Raw genomic sequence first — 24351 nt, 5'->3', positions numbered from 1 at the left:
GACCTCGCTTAGAATTGTGTGCGACCCCTTCTCCAAACCGCGAACTTGATACCGACCTCATACCAAGGGAACCCGGTTGGGCAGCGGACCACTACGCAGGAGACTTTTCCTTGGCCACCCTTCATCTCGTTTTCGGTCGCGCGATTGCCTGCGTGATGGCAGCTTCAGCTTGCACCGCGACAGCGCAGCAGGCGGCGACATCTGGGACCTTCGTGCTCCACAAATTCGCAAGGGCAATTGGCAAAGAGACATACTCCGTCGAAACGAAGGCTAACGACTACACCCTAACCTCGCATTTTCTATTCACAGACCGAGGTGAGCCGGTGCCGCTGGAAACTACCTTCATCGCGAGCACAGCAAGTATGTCGCCGCTCTCCTATATTGCGAAGGGGAAGGCGGCACGGCTGTCCGAGATGGATGACGCCCTGAAGGTGGATGGGAACCTCATCTCCGTTACGCGAAAAGGTAGGAAGGACGTGCAAAAGGCGACCGGACCGTGGTTTATTACGGACGGCTACTCGCCTGTCGCCATGCAGGAGCAGATGATGCGCTGGTGGTCGATGCATAGCAAGCCTGCGGAATTTACGGTGTATCCCTCAGCTTCGAAAGTCCGTATTGAACCTGCAGCCACTCTGAGCCTCAACGGACACGTGGTGCACGGCTATACCGTAGGCGGCCTTATCTGGGGAGAAGAGTCGTTGTGGATGGACGACGCACAGGATCTGGTTGCCTTGGTGAGCACCGATGCCGAGTTTGATCATTTTGAAGCAGTGCGGGAGCCCTATGAAGCGAGCTTAGGCGCCTTTATCTCGGCCGGGGTGCAGGCAGACCTTGCTGCGTTGGTGAAGCTGTCGGCATCGGCGAGGATGGCTCCCCCGTCGCGGCTGGCGATTGTTGGTGCGACGTTGGAGGACTCCACCGGCTCGCCTGCGGTGAAAGACAGTGTGATCCTCATCGAAAAGGGCATGGTCGCGGCGGCGGGACCGCGCGGTCAGGTCCGCATACCGGCTGACGCGACCGTGCTCGACGCGTCAGGCAAGTACGCCATCCCCGGGCTCTGGGACATGCACGCGCACTACGAGCAGGTGGAGTGGGGCCCGATCTATCTTGCGGCGGGCGTGACCAGTGTTCGCGATGTCGGCAACGAATTCGACTTTATCCGGACCTTGCATGAAGCACTGGATCGTAAGCAAGATCCCGCAATCGGTCCACACCTGGAATTTGCCGGGGTCATTGACGGGACGGGGCCCCTCGCGGTGGGTGCAGTTCTGGCCGATACGCCTGAGCAGGCGCTCCTGTGGGTGGAAAGGTATAAAGCGGCGGGCGCGCGGCAGATCAAGATCTACAGCTCCGTCAAGCCGGAGATCGTCAAGGCGATCACGTCCTATGCTCACGCGCGAGGTATGACGGTAACAGGTCACATCCCGGAAGGAATGACCGCGATCGAAGGTATCAATGATGGAATGGATCAGATCAATCATATTCAATATGAAGTTCCCTATTTTTCGCGCACCGAACTGGATTCCCAGGGCAAGCCGGACCGCACCAAGGCTCTTGTTCTCGAGCTGGATGGTCCGCGTTCCAGGGATTTGATCTCAACGCTCCGGGCGCATCACACGGTTTTGGATCCCACCGTCGCTCTCTTCGAATCCTTTATGAATACGAAGCCGCTGAACGAGATTGAACCTGGACTGAATCATGTGGCACCGCAGTTGCGGGAAGCCCTTGATAGTCCGCCGGCTCCGGCCGATAAGGCAGCTTTGACGAATGCACATTGGCAGGTCTTGATGGCTACGCTGCGCGCCCTTCACGCTGCGGGTATTCCGATCGTGGCGGGCACGGACCAGGCGATCCCAGGCTATTCTCTTCACCGCGAGCTGGAGCTTTACGTGGAAGCCGGCTTCACACCGCTCGAGGCCCTGCAGGCAGCGACGATAGAAGCAGCGCGCGCTCTCGGCTTAGAGAAGGAGTCGGGTTCGCTGGAAACAGGTAAGCGTGGCGATGTCCTGCTGCTGGACGCCGACCCGCTGGCTGATATACACAACACACGAAGGGTTTGGCGCACCATTGCGGCAGGTGCGGTGTATGATCCTGCGCCTCTTTGGCGGAGCGTCGGGTTCGCTCCTTAAAGGTACTTTCTGGAAGAAAACGGCCTCTAAACGAAGACGGCAATCGGGCTGACCGATTTATTTAGGATTCGGAGCGAGTTTCCCGAATACGCGAAATCATGGCTATTGCTTCCATGTTGCTGAATTCGCTGGTCCTAGGTGAGGAAAACTACAAAACACATGAGAAGTTTTGTTCATACAGCTTGACCGGCGAATGCAACAGGCGTGGGGATCAGCACATCCCATTGTTGGGTGGTGCTGAATCTGCAATGAAGGCCGAGCGCAAAATCCGGGTACTCTTGCTGGCTAATGAGTTTAGTTCTGCCCAGATTGCCTTGGACGAGGGCCACGCTATCACTGGCATGGAGATTCTGCCGGTTGGATCGCGGGAGGAATTCCTTAGCCAGATGGCCCAAAGAGCACCCGAGGCCGTAGTTGTCGAGTCCGGTGGCATTCCGGGATTACCGCTTCGAGAAGTCCTTGAATTAGTATCCGAGACTCGCCCGAGGGTAGCGGTCATCGCGCTTGGAGAAGACGGTGAGGATGGACGGGACGTCCTTCGCTATTTCGAAGAAGGGATAACCGATTATCTTCCGCTTCCGCAGGTGGGCCGGCTCTCCCAGGTAATCCATAGATTGCGGCATGAACAAGATTTAGAGCATAGCCAACAGGAACTACGAGAGGAAGTCAGGCAGGCACAAGAGGCCCTCCTCGAAAATCAGAAGCTGATGTCGATTGGTAGGCTCGCTGCCTCGATTTCGCACGAGATCAATAATCCGTTGGAATCGATTACAAATCTGTTGTTCCTGCTTCGCGCCGAGCCGAACCTCTCTGAGAGGGCTGAAAATTACGTGGAACTCGCCGAGAAGGAGATGGACAGGGTCGCTCAGATCAGTAAACAGACGCTGAACTTCTACCGGGAGACCCGAACTCCGGTCCGCATCCGCCCTAGCGACCTCCTCGAGGAGGTGCTGGTTCTTTATTCCCGGCGGATCCAGGAGCGCCGGATGCAGGTCATTCGTGAATACATGACTGATGAGACGCTGTTGGTTTACCCCGGCGAGATGCGGCAAGTGTTGTCGAATCTCGTAGCGAACGCGATCGAAGCGACGCCGGCAGGCGGCAAGATCACGCTGCGCACGCGCCGGGCCCGAAAGTGGTCCGATGAAGGCATCGACGGATTGCGTATCGTTGTCGCGGATAATGGGAGCGGCATCGCGGCGGAGACCCGGCAACACCTTGGCCAGCTTTTCTATACGACAAAGGGACAACGAGGGACGGGGCTTGGTCTGTGGGTCACCCGGGCTATAGTTCAGCGATATGGCGGGGAAATTCAACTTTATTCCTCCACCCGGCCTGACCATCACGGGACTGTGTTCAGCATTTTCATGCCCACCAACATGCGGCCGCAACGAGTGCTTCGTGATGGGGAAAGCCCACGAGGCGAGGAGGGCCTGCGTTTCGAAAAGAACCGGCTGGCAGCCCGGGACCTTAGCACTTCGGCGATCCATGAGACCGGACCCGAGAAAGCCTTAGCTTGTTCCTTCAGAGCGAGGTCCGTACCAGGAGTGGCGAGCTGAAGGCCGAGGCTAACCAGTGCGCCTCCTTCTCTTAGCTATCGCACTACTGCTGGTTGCCGCTTCCTTCTATGTCGATTACCGGTGGAAGCGGTGGCTGGCGGAGCAGCGGGAGGCGCGTAAGCGCAAGCCAGACGAATTCCAACGTTGACGGTTTTCTCTAGAACCTTCTTCTCGGATCACTGATTTAGTATCGGCTCTATGAGTCTGAGAGTAGCACTAGGAATTCTTTTCCTTGCCGCAGTTCTGGAGGCCGGTGGGGATGCTTTGGTTCGCTCCGGCCTTCACGCCCAATCGCTGGTTACGCGAGTGCTTTTGTTTGTGGCAGGCGCCGCTGTTCTTTTTGGCTATGGATATGTGGTGAATAGTCCGCCATGGGATTTTGGCCGATTACTCGGCATCTACGTGGTTTTCTTCTTCGTCGTCGCTCAGTTGATCGGCTGGATGATCTTCCATCAGCGTCCAAGCGGCGCAATCTGGCTTGGTGGCGCCTTCATCGTGGCTGGCGGTGCGATCATTTCCTACTCTTCGCTGCGTTGAGGCGGGAAGAAGAGCCAGGTCACGAGTAAAGCGATGATCCAATAGAGACAAAGGTTCGTCAGCCAGCCCATAGCTACCGCAGCTGGTTGGTCGCGAAGTGGCGCTTGTGACGCGTGATTGAAGATGAACTGGATGACGTCCCCTGCGAAAAGGAGTGGCGGGGCCAAATCCAAGGACGCCTCAAAGAGCCAAGATGATGGACGCCCAGTGAGCAGATGAACGCTGCCGTACTGCGCCGCCGTCAATAGGGTCACTACTCCAGCCGTCCAACACAAAACCTTCCAGTACCGCATCTCGCTTCGCTCCGGCTGCTTTTCACTAAGAATATCTCTTCGGGATTGGTTCATTTGCTAGAGATTCAATGGAATTCGATACAATTCTTGAGAGGTCAGAGTCTAACTCCATATATGTTGGCTTCCCGACAGATTCGCACTGTTCTGACGACGGCTGCTTTCGGCATTGCTCTCGTCTTCACACCTCAAAGCAAGGTAATGGCGCAATTCTCGGGTGCCCAGGCAAACACGACGCCCGTAGGTGACAAAACCCAGCTGAAACCGCCAGCGGGCGCCCGGGTGGCGATCTTTGAGTTTGAAGATCTGGAATGTCCGGACTGCGCGCGCGCGAATTCCCTGCTAAAAGAGGCTGCGGCAAAGTACGACATTCCGTGGGTCAAGCATGACTTCCCGCTGCCCTTTCACGTCTGGAGCTTCCAAGCCGCCGTGAATGCGCGTTGGTTCGATACCAAGTCGAAGAAGCTGGGTGATGACTATCGGGATGCGGTTTTTAGCAATCAGCCGAGCATCGCCACGGTTGACGATTTGAGGACGTTCACGGAGAAGTTTGCCAACGATCATAAGGTCGCTTTCCCGTTTGCAGTCGATCCTCAGGGAAAGCTCGCCGCCGATGTGAAAGCGGATTATGCGCTGGGTCAACGGATCGGGATTGAGCACACGCCTACCATTTGGGTGGTGACCAACCGAACCGGAACGGCGCCGCCGTTTGTCGAAGTCGTGGACAGAACGAAGCTTTACGACATCATCGATCAGGCGCTTGCATCGACCAAGGCATCTCCGGCCCCGGCTGCACACTCCACTTCTGCGTCCTTAAAGCATTAGGTGTGGATGAAATTCAGGCGTGCTATTTGCCGTCAAGGACGCCGAACGGCCAGCGACCAGCGAGTATTAGTCGCTTGAAGTTCGAGCCGGTTCTTTGATGTGGCCATCCATTCAAGCGAACGGACGGCTTGAATGCAGCAGCCACCTGGGATCTCCAACCTTCAAGACGTGAGGTGTGCTGCCGGTTGTGCTGGCGCTTTCCTACGATTCAATCCTCACCAGCGTTTCTCCAGCGCGGACGGTTGCTCCAGCTTCTATGCGGACTTCAATGACTTTGCCAGCCCGACTGGCTTTTAGTTCATTCTGCATTTTCATGGCCTCGATAGCGACGAGGGCTTGCTGAGCTACCACGTGCTCCCCGGCGCCGACAAGCACCCGAATGATTCGTCCTGGCATAGGGGCCTTGATCGTCTGAATGCCACCCGTGGGGCTGTGCTTCTTACGCCGGGTGCTGAGAGAGCGTAAATCTTCCGCACGGAAGAGGTAGCGCCTTCCCTCGAGTTGAACGGAGGTCTCTTCTGCCGATTCATCCAGAAGGCAACGGTAAGCATGACCATTCACGAGCAAGCTGAGAATGCCGGGTCGAATCATTCGCGCCTCGGCATGGATGAGTTGGCCATCCAAGAGGACGTCATAGGAGCCATCGACGAGATCCGTACGCAGCTGAAGCAGGCGCTGGGCGCCTTCGATTTCAATTTCGAGAGTCGTGGTGGTTCCGGCTCCTGAAGTGGACGAACTCTCGTCCGAGAGGGGGAGTGGTTCCATCATGATCTCAATCCCTCGCGGCGTGCGGTTTGTTTCCACTGAGACGAGTTATTTGCTGGGTGACTTTCCCCATCCTGCCGATCTGCTCTGCTTCTTGAGGAGAAGAAGCCTGCCGCTAGCGTCGCCACGTCCAAATTCGGGAAAGCGGGCACTTTGTCTGGCAGCGAAATAGGTGATCTCACGATTTCAGGAGGCTCTTGAGAAAGAAGCCGATCCAGGTAGCCGGTATCGATCTCCCCGGCCTGGAAGTCGGGTTCTCTGAGGATCCGGGCAAAGAGGCCGAGATTCGTGCGAATTCCGCCAATCGCATACTCCTCTAGAGCGCGCAGCATGCGGGCGATTGCCATCGCCCGGGTCGGGGCATAGGCAATGAGCTTCGAGAGCATGGGATCATAGTCCAGGGGCACACTCCAGCCCTCGTAGATGCCCGAATCCTCGCGAATGCCAGGGCCGGATGGCTGAAGAAGACGAGTGATCGTGCCGGGCGATGGCATAAAGCCATTTTCGTGGTCCTCGGCATAGATTCGACATTCGATGGCATGGCCGCGGTGCTCAACCTCCTGCTGAGAGAGGGGCAGCGGCTTCCCTTCGGCAATGGCAATCTGCAGGTGAACAAGGTCGAGGCCGGTCACAAGTTCGGTGACCGGATGTTCAACCTGAAGGCGGGTATTCATCTCGAGAAAATAGAAGTTACCAGGGCGGCCGTTGGCCTGGCGTTCGAGAAGAAACTCGACGGTCCCCGCATTGCAATAGCCAGCAGACTGTGCGAGGCGGACGGCTGCTTTTCCCATGCTTTGCCGGGTTTGGTCGTCCATGATCGCGGAGGGCGCCTCTTCTATGACTTTTTGGTGGCGGCGCTGGATGGAACAGTCGCGCTCTCCCAAATGAATGCAGTTTCCCTGTTGGTCGGCAAGAATCTGGATCTCTATGTGCCGGGGCCGGTCAATGAGCTTTTCCAGATATACCTCTGCAGACCCGAAGGCGCGCTCCGCCTCACTGCTCGCTCCTGCGTAGGCGCTCTCCATTTCGTCAGCATTGCGGACAGCCCGCATCCCCTTTCCCCCGCCGCCGGCCGCGGCCTTGAGCATGACCGGATAGCCGATCTGGAGGGCGACCTTCAGGGCTTCTTCCTGGCTCCTTAAGCCGGTCGTCGAGCCGGGGACGCGAGGAATCCCAATAGCATCCGCCGCCTGGCGAGCTAGGGTCTTCGATCCGAGAGCGCGCATCGCTGCGGCGCCCGGCCCGATGAACTTGACACCCGCCGCTTCGCATGACTCTGCAAAATCAGCATTTTCTGAAAGGAAACCATAGCCGGGATGAATGGCATCAGCGGAGCTTCGGCGAGCTATGTCGAGGATCAAGTCTCCCCGCAGGTAGGAGTCGATCGCAGGCGCCGGGCCGAGCCGGTAGGCTTCATGAGCAGCTAGAACATGAGGTGCGGCGCGATCCGCGTCCGAGTAGAGCGCAACCGTCCGAATATCTAATTCCCTACAGGCGCGAATGATCCGCAAGGCAATCTCGCCGCGGTTTGCTACCAGAACTTTGCCAATGTTTGCCACAGCCAGCGAGGATTGTAAATGGAGGGCACGTTAGAGCAGAAGCAGAGATTTGGTTTCATGCGCCGGAGATTAGGCTTGCAGTCCGAGCGGAAGTCAAGGGATCTGCCTTAGTGGTTCTTCGCATGACAGGAGCCAAACTTCTGCTAGAACGAAAACGAGAGCCCCGCAGCGGCGGCTCTCGTTTTCATCAACACTCGCTGATTGCTTACTTGGAATCGTCCATCACAACCCCGCCAGGTGTAGCTGCCGCCTTTTTCTCTTCGTTCGCCTTACGCGTGCCCATGGCTTTGCTGTTCCAATCGATCGCCGCTTGCACGTCCGCTTTTCGAGCAGCATCGTTGCCGCACTCCAGATCGGCCTTTCGCCGATTCAGCAGGTTCATGTAAGACATCGCGTCATCATAATTCGGGCGAACGTCCAGGGCCTTCTGCATGTATTGGAGGCCTTCTGTGACCAGAGGCGTGTTCAATTCCTGCAGCTTCTGGCAAACAGGCTTGGACATCTTTGGGTTGCCATCTCCGGAATCGGTCATGCTGATCGTCGCTAGCTGAGCGACCGCGTTGCGGTAGGCCTGGCGCCAATCGATATAGCCAACTGTGTAGTAGGCTTCGGCATCGTTGGGGTCAACTGCGATCGCTTTGAGCTGCCAGCTTTTGGCATCATCATACTTCCCGATATTCAGGTAGAGCGCCGCAATTCCCTTGATGCTGCCTATGTCCTTGTTGTTCCGATCATAGACTTTCTTAAATCCATCGATCGCCATCTGCGCCCGGGAAAGATTATCCGGGGTTTGTAGATCAGGGACTACTGATTGAGCGTAGGCGGTCGCGAGATAGAGCTCGGCGGATGGATAGGTGGGATCTAGTTGGACGGCCTTTTGAAAGTGATTGATGGCGTCCTCGTAGCGTGCGCTCTTGTAAGCCTGTACACCCTTGTTCAGCTGGTCGCGAGCCTGCAATTTCTGGCACCCGGTTATGAGGGGCAGGAGCGAAAGAGCGACGGCTGCTGCCAACACCGGAAAACGTGCGATTCGATTCATTCTGCTTGTCATCTCCTTCGATCGCCCTGATTGTTTCTGGCTTATCCGGGCTGGCCTTCCTAAATGATTGCGGAACCTTTGCCGGCGAAAGCATCCGCGATGCGATTGTAATCGGTTTTTGCCTTCGAGGGACGCACCGTCACGACATTCGTCGTAGAGAAACCCGGACACCCGGTCGAAGTCGGATCATACCTGATTTCGACCGGGGGAGATTATTGTCCCTCAGCTATTTTTGGGGTAATGAGACCTATGTGATCAACACCGGCCGCGTGACCGATATCGATGACTTCAGCGACATCGCCAAAGTTCAATTTATCGTCCCCCTTAACAAACATGACACGTTCAGCGCGAGTCGCAAAGATTCCAGTCAATTTGCTCAGCAGATCGCTCTTGGAGACGTCCGTATCGTTGATCTTGTATCCGGGTTCTCCACCGCCTGGTCTGGAGGTCACCTGGATCACGATCGTACGATCATTGTCCTGCTGCTGGTCGTGGTTCTTCGGAGGCTGCGGAACCAGCGCATCGAGACCTTTCGGAGTCACCGGCACGATTACCATGAAGATGATAAGGAGCACCAGCAGAACGTCGATTAGCGGAGTGACATTGATATCCGATGAGAGACCGCCCGGTCCAGCACCACCACCCATTGCCATAAGTCAAATCCTCGATTCTACAGATTAAGCCGTTTACTGGATCACTGGCCGCCAGCTGCCGCGGGAGGCTTGGTTAGGGTCTGGCGCTGCTCAGTCAACAGACCGACCTCGTCAACCCCGGCGGTACGCACTTCATCGATTGCATCGGTGACGGTACCGTACTTCGCGCGAGTATCCGCGCGGATAAAAATCTGCTTGCTGGTCTTATTTTCCAGCGCATCTCGCACCTTAGATGAGAGATCTGCCTGGGAGACCTGGTTCTGTCCGAGGAAAATCCGACTATCCCGGGTGATGGCAACCACGACCGAATCTTCCTTGTCGGCATCCGGCATGGCAGTGGGATTATCCGTCTTCGCCAGGTCGACGTTGACCTTGTTCTGCAACATCGGCGTGATGACCATGAAGATGATGAGCAGCACCAGCATGACGTCAACCATCGGCGTCACGTTGATGTTCGAATTAACTTTCTTGCCTTCGTCCCGCTTATTGATTGCCATTAACTGCGCCCCATACTTGATCTTTGATTCCAGCCCAGATCCCGATTGAACTTAAAAGCGAGCGCTTAAGCCTAGCGACCGGAAGATCGGAGAGTGAAGAAGCATCGGCGGCTCTTCACTCCCACGATAAACGGTGATCTCGCCCGAAGCTAGCTTTAAGCTCTTCGACTACCGCTTCGACTGCTTAATAAAGTAGTCGATCAGTTCGCTCGATGAGTTATCCATCTCGACGTCGAAAGCTTCCACTTTACCGGTGAAATAGTTGAAGGTCATAACTGCCGGGATCGCCACTAGCAAGCCGAAAGCGGTGGTGACTAGTGCTTCCGAAATACCACCGGCTACTGCGCCGATGCCGGAGGTCTTTTGAGTCGCGATCTGCTGGAAGGCGTTCAAGATACCGACGACGGTTCCGAAGAGGCCGATGAAGGGAGCCGTGGAACCAATGGTGGCCAAGCCGCCCAGGCCGCGCTTCAGCTTGGCATGAACGATCGCCTCGGACCGCTCAAGCGCACGCTGACTTGACTCAATCTGCTCCTCGCTGATGGCGCCGCCGCTGCCGTAGTTGCGAAACTCCTGGAGGCCGGCGGTAACGACTTCGGCAAGATGAGATTTCTTGTTGCGGTCCGCGACTTTGATGGCTTCGTCAAGCTTGCCTTCCTTGAGCGCACCAGCCACGCGGGGAGCAAATTCACGCGACTGCTTCTTGGCGGCACTGAAGTAGAGGGCCCGGTCAATGATGACGGCCAAAGACCAGATCGACATGATGAACAGGATGATAACCACGCCCTTGGCAAGGTTACCCATGTTATGCCAGAGGTCGAGAGGGCTGAAGCCAACGGCCGGCGCCTCCTGGAAGAAGCTGAGGGTTGCCGAGTGAACTGCGACTTGAGTGAGGTGAGCGAGAATCACTGAATCTTTCCTCCTAAGGAGTAACTACTAACACAGCTAGAAGAACTGCGGAAAATTGACCGTTGCGGTGAAATACACCTCAGCGGCAGGGAATCAGCCGCCGAGGCTGAAGACTACGTTGACTTGAGTTCCAACCTCAACTGGTTCGCCATTCAGCAAATAAGGCTTATAGCGCCAGGACCGCACCGCATCCATGGCCGCCTGCTGGAGCATTGGAGGACCACTGACGACCGTAAGGTTTTCGATGGTGCCCGTCTTCGAAATGGTGGCCTGGAGGACGACTGTACCCTGAATACGAGCAGCCTTGGCGATGGCTGGGTATTGGGGTTGGGTCTTATTCAGGATGTTGCCCGCCATCACGCCTGACGAGACGGCAATCTTCTTCGGTGCTGCCGCCTTAACGACGGGCGGGGCTCCTGTGCCGATACCACCGAGAATCCCACCCATTACGCCACCGGCGGCCCCGCCGGATTCACCGCCCATGCCGGCCACGCCGCCCGCAGACGGAGGAGGCGCGGCAGACTCAGTGATTTGCTTAATGACCTTTGGGATCTTGCTGGGAGCAGTCAGCTGGTTATTCATCATTTCCGACTGTATCTTGACAACCTTCACGGGAGGGGTCGGAGGCGGAGGAGGCGGAGGGGGTGGGGGTGGTGGAGGCGCCGCAAGCAACATCGCCTGGGCCTGCGTGGGTAATGCTTCGGGATTCAAGAGCGGAAGGAGAATAAGAACGACCAGGATACTGCCATTAAAGATGAACGCGCCAATCGCCCACCATTTGCTCTTAGTCTTCAACCTGCCGCCTGATTCCACCAAGCTGTCTTCAAACATGGCCTACCTCGCAGAGTGCAACTCGTTCTGAATTGTGTAGACACCGTGATCGTTCATTTTGATCCCGGGACGGGAATCCCACAGAAGTTGCAGAAAGTGGATTTTATATTACCGACGCGAGTTGTCAAACGAGAATAGTTGGATCTTCGTTCAGGCCCTGCTTCTTTTTGCTGCAGGAAGAGCAGCTACCCGGCCCTTCCCCTTAGAGGTTCGCCATTGTTGGTAGGCGACCAGCATGGGGGCGGCTACTGCAATCGACGAGTAGGTGCCAATAAGAATGCCAACCACCAATGCAAAGGAGAATGGATGCAGGACCTCGCCACCGAGGAAGAACAGCGAGAGGACGGTGAGGAAAGTGAGGCCGGAGGTCAAGACCGTCCGGCTCAAAGTCTGGTTGATGCTCCGGTTCACAACGTCAGCCAGGCTTTCCCGGCGCGAGACCGCGAGGTTTTCTCGGATGCGGTCAAAGACGACGATCGTATCGTTCATCGAGTAGCCGATAAGGGTCAGGATCGCGGCAATGACCGTGAGCGAAATCTCCATATTGAAGAGACTGAAGAAGCCTACCGTGATCAGCGTGTCATGGAAGACCGCGACAACCGCGGCGACGCCATAGATCAGCTCGAAACGGAACCACAGGTAGACCAGCATGCCAGCAAGCGAATAGCCCGTAGCCAACAACGCCTGGTTACGAAGCGCAGAACCCACCTGCGGGCCGACGATTTCAACGCTGCGCACTTCAGGGTTGTTCTGAGGGTAGTTTGCCTTGAGCGCGTTCACGATCGCGGCACGGCCTGCATCGAGTGAGGTCTCGTGAGTATCTCGCTGGGCCAGAGCGATGATGACTTCGTTGTTCTGAGCGGGGCCATAGGTAGTGATGCGCGCATCGTGAATGCCGGCGCGGTCAACCGCCTGGCGAATGCGGTCGGCATCCGGCTGGTGATCGAACTTCACCCGCACCAGAGTGCCGCCATGGAAGTCCACGTCGAGGGGAAGATGATGCCAGAAGAGCAGGCTGAAGACGCCTGCCACGCTAAAGATCAGCGAAAAGGCGAGGAAGTACCACTTCTTCCCCAGCCAGTCGATATTAACGCCACGAAACAGTTCCACGAATCCGCCTACTTACTTGAATTGGGGGCGCATCTTGCCGCACCCTCGCTGGTAATCATTCGAAATCGCTACTTCGCCTTGTTTTCGGCAATGGCGTGCAGCACGGCCGCTTGAGCCAACAGCGCCGCTCCCGATACCAGCAGACCGCCGAGAAACCAGATGCAGCCCTGAAGGAGACTCATGCTCGCTGGTGAGTTGGTGGGAGCCGGATTAGATTCAAGATCACTCATATGGAAAGCGCCTCTCCGCGCTGCTTGCGGTTGAGGTTAGAGTCGAAGATCACCCGGGAGACAAATACCGCGGTGAACAAGTTAGCGAGCAGACCGATGGTCAGTGTCACAGCGAAACCGCGCACCGGGCCGGTACCAAAGATGAACAGGATGGCAGCCGAAACGATCGTGGTCACGTGAGTATCGATGATCGTCGTCCAGGCATGAGCAAAGCCCTGGTCGACGGCCGCTGCAGGAGACTTGCCAGCGTGCAACTCCTCCCGGATGCGCTCGAAGATCAGCACGTTCGAATCAACGCCCATACCGATCGTCAGGATGACTCCAGCAATGCCCGGAAGCGTCAGCGTCGATCCCGAGTAGCCCATGAAGCCCAGCAGAATGACGAGGTTCAAAAAGAGAGCAAGGTCGGCATTGATGCCGGCGCCGCGGTAGTAGACGAGCATGAAGACCATGACGACCAGCATGCCGACAACTGAAGCCATGACGCCTTCGCGGATTGAATCAGCGCCCAGCGAGGGACCGATGGTGCTTTCCTGCAGATAACTGATCGAGGCCGGCAGCGCGCCAGTGCGCAGCAGCATGGAGAGATCTTTGGCCTGCTGCTCGCCCATCGCCCCGCCGGAGATTGTGCCGGTATCGCGAATCTGATCGCGAATGGTTGCGACTTCGCGGAGCTTGTTATCGAGCACGATGCCGAGACTCTTGCCTTTATTCGCGCCGGTAAAGTCCGCGAAGTGGTCGCCGGCAGCATGGGTCAAGTAAAAGACAACCTGCGGCTCATTGGTGTTCGGATTGCGGCCGGTCTGGGCATCGCGAATATCCGTGCCTGCAACCTCCGGCGCTTTCTTGACCTGGTAGACCTGGTCAGGACTATTCGGACTCGCGGTCCCGGCGGGCTCATGGAGCAGCACCGAGTCGTAAGGAAGATTGCCGCCAAGCGCCTGGAGTGCGGCGGCCTCGTCGGGCCATGGTCCGCCTTGGACTTCATGTATTTCAAGCCGGGCAGTTGACTGAATAATGTCATGCACCCGCGCCAGGTCATCCACGCCGGGGAGCTCAACGAGGATCTGGTTGCTGCCGAGGTTGTACTCCTGAATGACCGGTTCGCTGACACCCAACGAATCGATACGGGTGCGGATGGTTTCGATTGCCTGCTCCAACGTGCGCTGTTCGAGGTCCCTCACCGCAGTCGGCTTCATGGTCAAGGTCCAGGAGGTTCCGCTACTCGAGGTGATGTCGTATTGGGAGCTGTATCGATTGTTCAACGTCGTCCGGATGTCGCCCACCCGGTCGGCCGGGGCACCCTGAATCTGAATGGCGTCGGTGCGCTGCGGGTCTCGAACCACCGACCCTACGGTGATACCAGCCTGCTGAAGCTCGGTCTGGATGCGAGCCGCGTCTGAATCGGCGGTGGCGCCGACCGCCTCTTCGACGTGGACCTGCAACACCAGATGGGTCCCGCCGCGAAGATCGAGGCCCAGATTGATCCGGCTAACCAATGCATTTTTGAGCGCCGCCGGTGTCACGCCATGCGGGATGCCGGTGATGCCAAAGACGCAAATAGCTAAAGCGGCCAGAATGACAATGATTTTCGTGTTGAGGTTTTTTCGCATGGAATTCCCGGCCTACTTCCCTTCCTCTGGAGTGGTCACCGAGGCAATGGCGCTCTTCAGAATTTCGACCTTGATGTTGTCGGGAGGCAGGCGGAGTTGGATGACATCCTCGCGAAGAGCGAGGATGGTACCGCGGATGCCACCGGTCGTCGTCACCTTATCTCCGGGTTTGAGATTGTTCAGCATCTCCTGCCATTGTTTCTGCTTGTTCTGATTGGGGCGGATCAACAGGAAGTAAAAAACGACGATGATGAGCAAGAACGGCAAAAACGAGACAATGCCTGGCGGCAGAGCGGGAAGGGCGAATGCAAGGAGCGACATCAACACACACGTTCTTTCTAATCGGGTCCCTCCCGCTAGTCCGGCAAGTCCCTCGATATTGATTTTGCGTACCGGAAAACCCTAGTCTTCTTCACCCAGTATGAGTGCCATGACCTCTTCGGCCATTTGATTCTACCGGAGTGCGAGGGCTGAGAAGAACGACACGGCTGGGAGGATGGCGCCTACTCCCCTGGCCGCTGCCGGGAGAGCTCGATCAACCCGTCTGCCTGCTGCTTCCTACTGAGAACCCGGCCGCTCAGTCTCACTACTGGCGCCACCTGTAGAGCGTGCGCGCACCCGTGCGACAAGAGCCGGAAGGGTTCCTAACTCAATAGCATCGCGTACCGATTCCATCGTGTCAAGGTAATAGGCCAGGTTATGGACAGTGTTCAACACCGAACCGAGTACTTCCTGAGCGACAAAGAGGTGACGCAAGTAAGCGCGGCTATAGCGGGAGCAAACCATACAGCCGCATTCCGGATCGAGCGGACCCTGGTCCTCGGCGAAACGCCGGTTCTTGATGTTGAGCCGTCCTTCTGATGTAAAAAGAAGCCCGTGACGCGCCGCGCGAGTCGGCAAGACACAATCCATCATGTCAACGCCCATGGCGGCATACTCGACAATCTCTTCGGGGTAGCCGACTCCCATGACATAGCGCGGCTTTGTGGCGGGCAAGAACGGCAGCGTTGCTTCAATGATTTCGCGAGTCAGGGTGCGAGGCTCGCCAACGCTCAAGCCGCCGATGGCATAGCCAGGAAAGTCCATCTCGACGAGACGCTCCGCGGCCTCGCGGCGAAGTTCCGGAAACATGCCGCCCTGGACTATGCCGAAGAGACTCTGATTCTGGCCAGCAAAATTCTCTGCCCAGGGACGCTCGTGCTGATGCGCATGGAAGTGGTCTTTACTGCGCTGCGCCCAGCAAAGGGTCAGATCGAGCGATTTCCTGGCTCTCCCGAAGTCAGCCGGGTATTCGGTACACTCGTCGAAGGCCATGACGATGTCCGCGCCCAAAGCGATCTGGACATCCATCGAGTGTTCCGGCGAGAAGAAATGCGAGGAGCCGTCGAGATGGGATCGAAAACGCACACCTTCTTCCGTGACCTTGCGTAGTTCGCTCAAGCTGAAGACCTGGAAGCCGCCGGAATCGGTGAGCAGAGCGCGCGGCCAGCTCATGAATTGGTGAAGCCCGCCGAGTCGACGGATCACTTCGTGGCCGGGACGCAGGTAGAGGTGGTACGTATTGCCAAGGATGATTTGCGCGCCGAGTTCCTCAAGAAGATGCTGCGGAATCGCCTTCACCGTCGCCTGGGTGCCGACGGGCATGAAGACTGGCGTTTGCACCGCTGCATGCGGAAGGTACATGGACGCGCGCCGGGCGGGGCCGAATGTTGATTTGATTTCGAAGTTCAATGTACTTCAAGGATAGCTGCTCGAGGACGAAGACCAGCTATTCTCCTACGCGGACGCGTATTCCGATGCGGCCAACGAGCGGCGTACCCAGCGTCAGTGTCGGCGTGCGACCGACTTCAATGGTGCGGTCGAAGAGGTTTTCTCCGGAAGCAAAGACCTCGAAGCGATTGCCAAAGTCGTGAGAAGCATAAGCGTCGAGCTTGAAGTAGCTGTGCAGCAGATAAGTATTCAGATCGTTGTCATATTGGCTGCCGCTCATGCGTCCCTGCAAGCTAAGAATTCCGATCTTTGGGTAAGTGAAGCGCGCCTGCAGGGTTCCCATGTTCCGCGCAACTTGGGGGATTCGGCAACCGACGAGCGTTGTTTCGGGCTTCCCACACGCGACTAATACTGGTTGTGAGGCAAACTTGGTGACGGTCGCATCCGCGTATTGATAACCGCCGATCAGCGAGAGCCAGCGAACGGGTACGGTCTCGGCGTCGAAGGCGACTCCGCGGCTTTCGATCTGACCTAGATTTTCTCGCACTTCGGTGATCTGCGTAGGAGTGGTGCTCACGGTCAGCGCAGTGATGGGGCGGTTGACCTGTGTCCAGAAATAGCTGGTACGTACGGTGGTGTTGTAGCGAGTGGCGAGTACAAAGCCGGCTTCCCAACCGGTTGCGCGTTCAGACCTCAGATTCGGGTTTGCCTTGGTTAACTCCTGCCCGACTTGGCCGGTGCGGTAAAGCTCATTTTGCGTCGGAGCGCGATAAGCGCGGAAGGTTGAAGCAGTGAGCGACAGATAGTTGGTGAGGCGGCGGGCGACGCCCAGGCGCGGATCAAAAACGGTTTCGGAAAAATCGGGAAGATGGGTTAGGGAGAGAGGCGGACTCGTCCATTGCAGGGCATCGAAGTTCGAGAAGTGATCGACGCGGCCGCCGAGGCTAAAGGTCCACTTTGCGGGCGTCCAAAGGCCTTCGGCATACACGCCGGTTTGACGCTGACGGGCGCTGGTGTCGAGGATACCGCTGGGCGTGTTCAGTTTGTAGCTGGTTTCGAAGTCAGTCGCGCGGACGTCGTGAGTGTCTGCCCCAGCGAGGACGACGATGGTTGCGCCTAAGGGCTGGCTCCAATGCGCGGCTGCGCCGAGCTCCTGCGCGGGCGTGATGCCGATGCGAAGCAAGGTCTCGGAATTGCGATTAGCGGCGATCGTAGAAAAGCCTTGCCGGTAGTGCTCGTTGTCGCCAAAGACGCGGAAGATTAAGGTTCCGCCGGAGGCCGCGGTCCAGTCCGCACCGGAGGAATAACGCCAAAGTCGTGTGGCATTGGTTTGAATCGGCGTGCCATTGGAGCGCGCTTCGTTGAAGCCACTGCCTCTTGAAAAAATTCGACCCGTGGAGAGGAAGTCGCGGTCGACTTCGACGAGACCATTCTGTGCGTGAACATTGGAGGGGACGTCCACGGTTCCTCGTTCGTCTGGAGTGGTTAAGATGTAGCCGTCCGTGCGGAGCAGGCCGCCAGATCCAAGTCCGGTCCACTTGCCGTATTTCAAAGTGCCAAGAAGGGTGTTGTCGGTTGTATTCAGAGAGCCGTAGCTGCTCAGATATTCAAAGCGGTTGCTGGCGGCGCGGACGGGTAGGAAATTGATGACGCCGCCGATGGCGCTCGAACCGTAGAGATCGGAAGCTCCGCCGCGAACGACCTCAACGGACTTGATGCTGAGCTCGGGCAGTTCTTCCCAATGGATCCAACCGCCATACGGATCGAGAAGTGGAATGTCGTCACTCAACACCAGCGTCCTACTGGCCGCAGTCGATCCCAGGCCACGCAGCGAGATGCCCTGCGAAGTCGGATTAGCGACGAGCGAGCTGGAGCGGCGAAAAAGTTCGGCGCCAGGCACCAGACGAAGTTTGTTGTCGAGTGCCGGTGAGGCGGACTGACGCAGGGCAGCGGAGTCAAGATTTCTCGTGCTGGCTGGACTATCGAGGGCAGCAAGCGGCGACTGATAGGCAGTAACCGAAACGGATTCGATTTGGGCCGCAGGCTTGAGAATGATCGACTGTTGAGGGTGATCTGCGATCGTCACCGACACGGTGACAAATCCAGGAGCGGTTATTTGGATCTCGGAAATGCTGGCGGACAGAAAGAATTCTCCGGATGAATCGGTGACGGCGAGGACACTTCCGCTCGTGTCGAGAATGCGTGCGCCAGCAATGGGTGCTCTTTGTGAATCGAGTACGCGAATTGCGGGCTTCTGCATATTTTGCGCGCTGACGATGGCGCCCACGGCCACAAAGACGAGAATTAAGCCGAAAGCACGAACGAGTGTCCAATGGCGTTGCATGTGCTACTAGGATATCCGCAGCATGGGAAGTCGATCAGGAAATGTTCACGGCAGAGACTCGGTTTTCGTCTTCATCGGGAAGGCTTTGCAGCAACGCGTCGATCGTCTTGTTCAACGTTGGATGAATAGTGTTCGGAGCGATTTCGGCGAGAGGCTTGAGAACGAATCGCCGTTCCGCAAGCGCCGGATGTGGAACCGTAAGCTCAGGCAAATTCACAACCTCATCTCCGAACATTAAAAGATCGAGGTCGAGAGTACGCGGGCCCTTGGGCCGGGTAGCGCCGCGATCTCTACCGAACTCGTGTTCGACAACAAGTAATTGACGCAGCAGTTCCAAGGGACCTAGCGAGGTTTGGAGTGCGACCGCGGCGTTGCAGAACTTTGGTTGTTGAGTGTAGCCGACCGGCTCAGTTACATAGATTGATGACTGCGCTTTAACTTCGCCAAGCACGCGGAGCCGAGAGATCGCCGCGGACAACGTGGCGTTGGGGCTGCCTGCGGGCGAGTCTAAGTTGGAACCCAGGCCGATGTAGGCGATGTTTTCTGTCATGGCGCTGCGCTTGCCTGTCGTGAGTATAGACAGCGGCCGGAATTCGCGCGCGTCCGTTACCATGATGGTAGATGCGCATCGCAATCTTCGGTGGAAGCTTCGACCCTCCGCATCGCGGACACCTTGCGATTGCGAGAGCGGCCGTCAAGCGGCTGGCGCTGGATGTTGTGTGGATGACGCCCGCGGGAACTCAGCCATTCAAAATCGACTCCTCAAAAACCACCTATGACGATCGATTGGCGATGGTGAGGCTTGCCGTCGCGGATGAACCTCACGTTGTAGCTTCAGATATCGATGCGCCGTTAGTCGATGGGCATCCCAACTACACAGTTGATTTGTTGCGGCGCATCCGCGCTGGGCAAGGGGCCGAGGTGGAGTTGTATTTCTTGCTGGGAGCGGATGCGTTCCTCTCGTTGAAGCAGTGGCACTGTGCGGAGGAGCTGCCATTTCTCTGCCGGTTCATCGTTGCCGGCAGGCCGGGATCGTCGATCGACGACTTGACGGCTGCGCTGCCGGATGGCATCGATGCTATGCGGACACTGCGGGATTCTGCGGCAAAGAAGCTGGTGACGTGGGAGCTCCGCAATCAAGCAGGGCTGCATTCGGAGCTCTACCTGATGCCGGACCTACAGGAAGATATTTCGGCTACCGACATCCGGGCCGCCATTTGTGGAGAGCATTCGAAAGCGAGTGTGCTCGCTCCCTCGGTGTTGCGCTACATCGAAGAGAGAGGCCTTTATTGCTGAGGCTGAATGCTCGGCATTAGCGCTTTATCGAGTATGCGAGCTACGATGGAAGATCACTTGAGGAGAGCAACAATCCCTGATGGCATCGACCGAGACAAGACAGATGGTAGCCGCCGCAGCCGCGGCCAGCGCGGACAAGAAGGCCGAAGACACCCGCATCCTGGAGCTAGATCCGAGTGATGCGGGGTTTACTGACTTTTTTCTGATTACGAGCGGGACGAATACGCGGCAGGTGGTGGCGATTTCCGATGAGATCGAGATCCGGCTGAAGCGGGAGTTTGGGACCTATCCGAACTCGGTTGAGGGCCGGAGGCAGGGCGAATGGGTGCTGATGGATTACGTCGATTTCGTGGTCCATATCTTCGTCGCGGAGAAGCGCGCCTACTACGACATTGAGCGGCTGAGAAAGTCCGCAACCAGCGTAGATATTGGGGATTTGAAGGCGGCGTTGAACGAGAAAGTGAAGGAATCCAGAAAGAAGTCAGCAGTAAAAAAGGCAGCTGGCGCGGCCAAGACTACGGCAAAAAAGAGCACGTCCAAATCGGATTCCGCGGCCCCCGCGAAGAAGAAGAGCGCCGCCAAGAAAACAGTTGCGGCCAAAAAAACGGTCAAGAAAACTGCGAAAAAAAGCACGAAATGAGAGTGATTTTCGGGTCAAAAAAGGGCGCTTTTTCGCGTCTTTTTGTGCTGCTGGAAGGGCTTTTTTTAGTACCCGGCTGATAACAACGTTGATCAGCTGTTAACTACTTAGTACTTTTTCGAAGGTTGAACTGGAATTTGAACAAAAGGGTGTCGCTCTGGTTGGAGCGACACCCTTTCTTATTTGGGCCTGCCTGGCTAGAAGTCGTAGCGCAGGGCGAACTGAATTACACGAGGATCGGTCGAGGAGAGGGCGTGGCCGAAGTTGCTGCCGTCGGCGATGTTTCCGTCGATGTCTCCGAAATTCGCGTGGTTGAAGAGGTTGAAGAAGTTGGCTTCGAAGGTGACGGCCTGATGCTCGAGCACATTGAAGTGCTTCAGCAAGGCAAAGTCTACGTTGGTGGTGTGAGGGCCGTGGATGGCATTGCGCGAAGTGGGGCTATCGCACCAGATGCCGAAGTTCAGGTTGGCCGGGCAGGCGACCGGACCGAAGCTGCCCGCCTTCAGGAAGCGAAAGGCGTTTTCGGTCTTCGAGTAGCCAGATTGGACGGCGTTGCTCTGGCCTCCGACGCCGAGGTATTGAGGACGATCGGAGAAGGTCCCGTCCTGGTTCGGGTCATCGGAGGAGTCCGAGAGAGCGACCGGATAGCCGGACGAGAAGGTGAGGATGGGGGCGATCGACCATCCGCCTAGCAGCAGGTTCTTCTTTCTCCACTGCTCCTCATAGAGCAGGGTAATGACGGCGCGATGGGTCAGGTCGAAGTCGGCGGGACCGTAGTCGGTTGCGGGATTCTGGGAGTCGGTGATGCCGGTGGCGCTGTTGCGCTGGCGGAAGACGTCACTGATCTCGTCCATGGCTTTGCTGTAGGTGTAGTTGCCGGAGAGGCGGAGTCCGTTGGCGTAGGCCTTGCGGACGCTGACTTGAAGGGCGTTGTAGTTGGAGTTGAAGGCGTTGGTCCTAAAGTTATCGCTATTGAAGAGGGTGCTGACGTGTCCGCTCGAGAAGCCATTGGGGAAACCGGCACTGGCGCACGGGGTGCCGGCCGGATAGGAGCCGTCATCGTTGGAGCCTCCACCGATCGGGCAACCGTTACGGCCTGGATAGGTGTTGATGTTGATCAAACCCACCAGTTTACGGCCGAAGGTGCCGACATAGTTGGTCTCGAGCAGATAGCCTTTAGCGAGCTGATATTCAAAGCCGAAGTTTGCCTGCTCGTAGTAGGCGGTAACGAGCCGCTGATCGATATGGCGCGGGACGGGCTTGGCGCCGTAGGCGGCGAAGGCAGCATTGGCGGAAAAGGGGATGGTGTAGACGCCGGGAAGATCAGTGGGACCTGCAGGTACACCATTGATCAATGCGCCCACAGAGTTGTCCGCGAATCTTGGCGGGTTGAAGCGGATGTTCTCGTAGGCATTGTTGTAGAGACGGTCGAAGCCGATGCCAAAACCGCCGCGCACAACCAGCTTGCCCTCGCCAGTCACGTCGTAGGAGAAGCCGACGCGAGGGCCGAAGTTATTGGTGTCTTTGTTCCAGATATTACTGTTCTTTTGAATGAACGTCGCACCCTGAAGTCCCCCAGAGAGTGCATTGGTGGGGAAGAAGGGATTGCCATTCGAGGTGGGGGTGCCGAACTGGCCGAAGTAGACGTTCGAATCGAAGCCGGGCTCGGCATTGTGCGGCGGCCCAAAATAGTCCCAGCGCAGGCCGGCGTTAATGGTGAGGCGCGGCATGATCTTCCAATCGTCCTGAGCAAAGGCGGAGAACTCGTTGGCGCGGTAGCCGCGATAGACGTTGGGGCGACTTTGCGTGGTTGGATCTACCGAGGCGGAAGCCAAGTAAATGGAGCCGTTGGGGGACGCTGTGGGCTGCGTGGCATCGAGCTCTTCCCCAAAGTTGCCGTCGGTGACCAGGTCTTCGACGCCATAAAACTCGATGGTGCCGTCGGTATCGTTGAAGAAGGAGGAGCCATTGCGAGTGCGCACGAACTGGAATCCGACGGTGACGGCGTGTGCCCCGACATTCTTGCTCAGTGAATCCTGGTAGGTGAACTGGTTTTCAGTGAAGTACTGGGGCAAGCCAGCGCTGTGGCCGAGCGAGGACTCCAAGGGGTCAACTGCCAAGATCGAGGGGACGCCCAATGTTGACGCAGGCACGGTAAAGTCCGAGACATGGCGGAGGTAGCCGCCGCGGAAGATGTTCAGTAAGGAGGGGGAGAAGACATGGGTCCAGTTACCGGTAAAGAATTGAGCACCGCCGATCAGGTCGAGCGGCGGACCGAAAACACCATCTCCACCGCCTAAGCTGGTGGCGTCAGAGACCTGATCGATGGCGTAAGTAAAGCTGAGCTGATCCTTGTCCGTGAGCTTATGGTCGATCTTCAACGAACCGCGGTTTTGGTTGAGCGCTTCGTGATTGAGGATAGTCGATGTGGTGTAGACCGGCACGGGATAGCGAAGCAGGCCGCCGGTGATTAGATTTTGAGAGACATAGCTGTCAATCGGAGTGGCGGCAGCGTTGACCATGGGGTGCGGAAAGGAGGTTGGCTGAGCGGCATCTTGAGAAGAGAAGATGGGTCCAGCCTTGGCGGTGCCAGCGAAAGCGCCGGGGCAGGTCGTCCCGAGATTGACGGGGCAGATGCCGATTTGGGGCGGGGCCGGATCTCCACTGGAGAGGGGCGGGGTGCTGGGATCCTGCTGCGTCGTTCCTTCCATAAAGGTCTGGAAGGCGCCAGAGTTTACGAAATCGATGAAATTCTGGGTGGTGGTGGTGTTGGTTATGGGCGTGGCATCGCGCAGGTGATGGATCTCGACGGTCGCGTAGAAGAAGGTCTTGTCTTTGCGAATAGGGCCGCCGATGGAGCCGCCGAACTGATTGCGGACCAGGCTGTCTTTGACGCCGGCGTTATTGGAGAACCAGTGTTCGGCGGCGAGGGCCTAGACGCGATTGTATTCGAAGAGGGAGCCGTGCCACTGGTTGGTTCCGCTTTTGAGGACGGTGTCGGTGGCGAAGCCTCCAGATCGGCCGTATTCGGCGGGGGCGTCATGGGTGATAACGCGATATTCCTCGATGGCATCGGGGGAGAGGGTCAGGGACGCGCCGCCGACCCCGACCAGGGCCACGCCGCCCTGGCCTTGCTCATTGTTATCCATGCCTTCGAGCAGATAGTTGCCAGTACCGGTGCGGGCTCCGTCAACAGCCGCGCCACGAAAGGTGGTGGAGTTGGGGTCATCCGGAGTCGCGCCGGCGACGAGATCGATGAAGGCGTTTTGGGTCCTGGTCTCGAGCGGGGAGCTTCTCCAGACAGAGGAGTCGATCAACTGGGAGACGGCGGAGGTATCGGTCTGGACCTGCTCGACGCTCTGCCCGGTGACTTCGACGACATCGGTCGCGGAGCCGATACTGAGGACCGCGTCCTGGGTGGAGGTGGTGCCGACGGAGAGGGTGACGCTGGTAGCTTCGAAGCTCTTGAAGCCGGGAGCGGAGACGTTGAGGGTGTAGCTGGCGACGGGGACAGCGGTGAAGCGGTACTCGCCGGCGGAGTTGGTGAAGGTTTCGCGGGCTTGCCCGGTGGCATTATCGAGCAGCTTCACGTCGGCATGTGCGATGGCGGCGTGGGTGGGGTCGGTGACAAGGCCGGAGAGTTCCCCATATCCTGCCTGAGCGAAGGCATTCAATCCATGCCCTAATCCGACGAGCGTTGCAGCGGCGAATACTGCTTTGCAGAGACGTAGCATCAATCCCTCTCCAAATTCTATTGAGAATCAGTGAGCTGGGGGTGGATTCCAGCGCTTCCAAGCAAGGGGGTCGCAATCGAC

The 24351-nt window shown here is 57.4% G+C and carries 23 protein-coding genes and 1 pseudogene; 7 read left to right on the top strand and 17 right to left on the bottom strand.

Going from position 1 to position 24351, the window contains the following annotated elements; genetic code table 11:
* Window positions 1–110: 110 nt before the first annotated feature.
* The 4 genes from ACPOL_RS10675 (at window position 111) to ACPOL_RS10665 (ending at window position 4225) form a co-directional block, all read left to right on the top strand.
* On the top strand, window positions 111–2129 hold the full coding sequence (locus ACPOL_RS10675) for an amidohydrolase family protein (RefSeq protein WP_236657387.1): 2019 nt from the start codon (window positions 111–113) through the stop codon (window positions 2127–2129).
* Between the two features lie 98 nt (window positions 2130–2227).
* On the top strand, window positions 2228–3688 hold the full coding sequence (locus ACPOL_RS10670; RefSeq protein ID WP_114207058.1) for a sensor histidine kinase: 1461 nt from the start codon (window positions 2228–2230) through the stop codon (window positions 3686–3688).
* A gap of 16 nt (window positions 3689–3704) precedes the next feature.
* Window positions 3705–3836 (top strand): hypothetical protein, encoded by a 132-nt coding sequence (locus ACPOL_RS35460; RefSeq protein ID WP_275066512.1) that lies wholly within the window; start codon window positions 3705–3707, stop codon window positions 3834–3836.
* A gap of 50 nt (window positions 3837–3886) precedes the next feature.
* On the top strand, window positions 3887–4225 hold the full coding sequence (locus ACPOL_RS10665; RefSeq protein ID WP_114207057.1) for a YnfA family protein: 339 nt from the start codon (window positions 3887–3889) through the stop codon (window positions 4223–4225).
* On the opposite strand, the gene ACPOL_RS10660 is transcribed toward ACPOL_RS10665, so the two are convergent.
* Window positions 4207–4518: a hypothetical protein gene (locus tag ACPOL_RS10660; protein WP_150132954.1), complete on the bottom strand. Its 312-nt coding sequence runs from the start codon at window positions 4516–4518 to the stop codon at window positions 4207–4209. The two genes, ACPOL_RS10665 and ACPOL_RS10660, sit on opposite strands and share 19 nt — an antisense overlap.
* A 114-nt stretch (window positions 4519–4632) precedes the next feature.
* Here ACPOL_RS10660 and ACPOL_RS10655 point away from each other — a divergent pair, with 114 nt between their 5' ends.
* Entirely contained in the window at window positions 4633–5340 is a 708-nt protein-coding gene (locus ACPOL_RS10655; protein ID WP_236657386.1) for a DsbA family protein, read from the top strand.
* A 201-nt stretch (window positions 5341–5541) separates the two neighbouring features.
* Here the strand turns inward: ACPOL_RS10655 and ACPOL_RS10650 are convergent, their stop codons facing one another.
* The 14 genes from ACPOL_RS10650 to folK all read right to left on the bottom strand — a co-directional run bounded on the left by ACPOL_RS10650 (window position 5542) and on the right by folK (window position 19150).
* The gene (locus ACPOL_RS10650) at window positions 5542–6108 is read right to left on the bottom strand and encodes an acyl-CoA carboxylase biotin carboxyl carrier protein subunit (protein ID WP_114207055.1); all 567 of its coding nucleotides are present in this window, start codon (window positions 6106–6108) and stop codon (window positions 5542–5544) included.
* On the bottom strand, window positions 6105–7616 hold the full coding sequence (locus ACPOL_RS10645) for an acetyl-CoA carboxylase biotin carboxylase subunit (protein WP_236657385.1): 1512 nt from the start codon (window positions 7614–7616) through the stop codon (window positions 6105–6107). The genes ACPOL_RS10650 and ACPOL_RS10645 overlap by 4 nt, the downstream gene beginning before the upstream one ends.
* A gap of 253 nt (window positions 7617–7869) precedes the next feature.
* Entirely contained in the window at window positions 7870–8703 is an 834-nt protein-coding gene (locus tag ACPOL_RS10640) for a tetratricopeptide repeat protein (RefSeq protein ID WP_114207053.1), read from the bottom strand.
* Between the two features lie 212 nt (window positions 8704–8915).
* Window positions 8916–9356, bottom strand: a complete 441-nt coding sequence (locus tag ACPOL_RS10635; protein WP_114207052.1) for an ExbD/TolR family protein — start codon at window positions 9354–9356, stop codon at window positions 8916–8918.
* Window positions 9357–9397: 41 nt separating this feature from the next.
* A complete protein-coding gene (locus ACPOL_RS10630; protein ID WP_114207051.1) occupies window positions 9398–9853 on the bottom strand; it encodes an ExbD/TolR family protein in 456 nt (151 codons plus the stop codon).
* 168 nt (window positions 9854–10021) lie between these two features.
* Window positions 10022–10762: a MotA/TolQ/ExbB proton channel family protein gene (locus ACPOL_RS10625; protein ID WP_114207050.1), complete on the bottom strand. Its 741-nt coding sequence runs from the start codon at window positions 10760–10762 to the stop codon at window positions 10022–10024.
* A gap of 93 nt (window positions 10763–10855) precedes the next feature.
* Window positions 10856–11593, bottom strand: coding sequence for an energy transducer TonB (locus ACPOL_RS10620; protein WP_114207049.1), 738 nt, complete (start codon window positions 11591–11593; stop codon window positions 10856–10858).
* A 150-nt stretch (window positions 11594–11743) separates the two neighbouring features.
* Window positions 11744–12703, bottom strand: coding sequence for a protein translocase subunit SecF (gene secF / locus ACPOL_RS10615; RefSeq protein ID WP_114207048.1), 960 nt, complete (start codon window positions 12701–12703; stop codon window positions 11744–11746).
* A gap of 68 nt (window positions 12704–12771) precedes the next feature.
* Entirely contained in the window at window positions 12772–12933 is a 162-nt protein-coding gene (locus tag ACPOL_RS33500; protein ID WP_161557289.1) for a hypothetical protein, read from the bottom strand.
* The gene (secD, locus tag ACPOL_RS10610) at window positions 12930–14546 is read right to left on the bottom strand and encodes a protein translocase subunit SecD (protein ID WP_114207047.1); all 1617 of its coding nucleotides are present in this window, start codon (window positions 14544–14546) and stop codon (window positions 12930–12932) included. Before secD ends, ACPOL_RS33500 begins: the two co-directional genes overlap by 4 nt.
* 12 nt (window positions 14547–14558) lie before the next feature.
* Complete coding sequence (yajC, locus tag ACPOL_RS10605) at window positions 14559–14867, bottom strand: preprotein translocase subunit YajC (protein WP_114207046.1); 309 nt, start codon at window positions 14865–14867, stop codon at window positions 14559–14561.
* A gap of 237 nt (window positions 14868–15104) precedes the next feature.
* Window positions 15105–16277 carry a tRNA guanosine(34) transglycosylase Tgt gene (gene tgt, locus ACPOL_RS10600; RefSeq protein WP_114207045.1) on the bottom strand — a complete coding sequence of 391 codons (1173 nt, stop codon included), beginning with the start codon at window positions 16275–16277 and terminating at the stop codon, window positions 15105–15107.
* A gap of 37 nt (window positions 16278–16314) precedes the next feature.
* Entirely contained in the window at window positions 16315–18600 is a 2286-nt protein-coding gene (locus ACPOL_RS10595; protein ID WP_114207044.1) for a TonB-dependent receptor, read from the bottom strand.
* Window positions 18601–18634: 34 nt separating this feature from the next.
* Window positions 18635–19150 carry a 2-amino-4-hydroxy-6-hydroxymethyldihydropteridine diphosphokinase gene (gene folK / locus ACPOL_RS10590; protein WP_114210749.1) on the bottom strand — a complete coding sequence of 172 codons (516 nt, stop codon included), beginning with the start codon at window positions 19148–19150 and terminating at the stop codon, window positions 18635–18637.
* A 71-nt stretch (window positions 19151–19221) separates the two neighbouring features.
* On the opposite strand from folK, the gene nadD reads away from it, so the two are divergent.
* Both nadD and rsfS read left to right on the top strand, forming a co-directional pair.
* Window positions 19222–19896 (top strand): nicotinate (nicotinamide) nucleotide adenylyltransferase, encoded by a 675-nt coding sequence (nadD, locus tag ACPOL_RS10585; RefSeq protein WP_114207043.1) that lies wholly within the window; start codon window positions 19222–19224, stop codon window positions 19894–19896.
* A gap of 79 nt (window positions 19897–19975) precedes the next feature.
* Window positions 19976–20536 carry a ribosome silencing factor gene (rsfS, locus tag ACPOL_RS10580; protein WP_114207042.1) on the top strand — a complete coding sequence of 187 codons (561 nt, stop codon included), beginning with the start codon at window positions 19976–19978 and terminating at the stop codon, window positions 20534–20536.
* Between the two features lie 197 nt (window positions 20537–20733).
* Here the strand turns inward: rsfS and ACPOL_RS10575 are convergent.
* Window positions 20734–23457: pseudogene (locus tag ACPOL_RS10575) on the bottom strand (outer membrane beta-barrel protein); the annotation flags it as partial.
* A gap of 12 nt (window positions 23458–23469) precedes the next feature.
* Window positions 23470–24270 carry a carboxypeptidase-like regulatory domain-containing protein gene (locus tag ACPOL_RS10570; RefSeq protein ID WP_114207040.1) on the bottom strand — a complete coding sequence of 267 codons (801 nt, stop codon included), beginning with the start codon at window positions 24268–24270 and terminating at the stop codon, window positions 23470–23472.
* Between the last annotated feature and the right edge of the window lie 81 nt (window positions 24271–24351).

The sequence above is a fragment of the Acidisarcina polymorpha genome, assembly GCF_003330725.1.
GTDB lineage: Bacteria > Acidobacteriota > Terriglobia > Terriglobales > Acidobacteriaceae > Acidisarcina > Acidisarcina polymorpha.
This window is presented reverse-complemented; position numbering and strand designations above follow the sequence as displayed.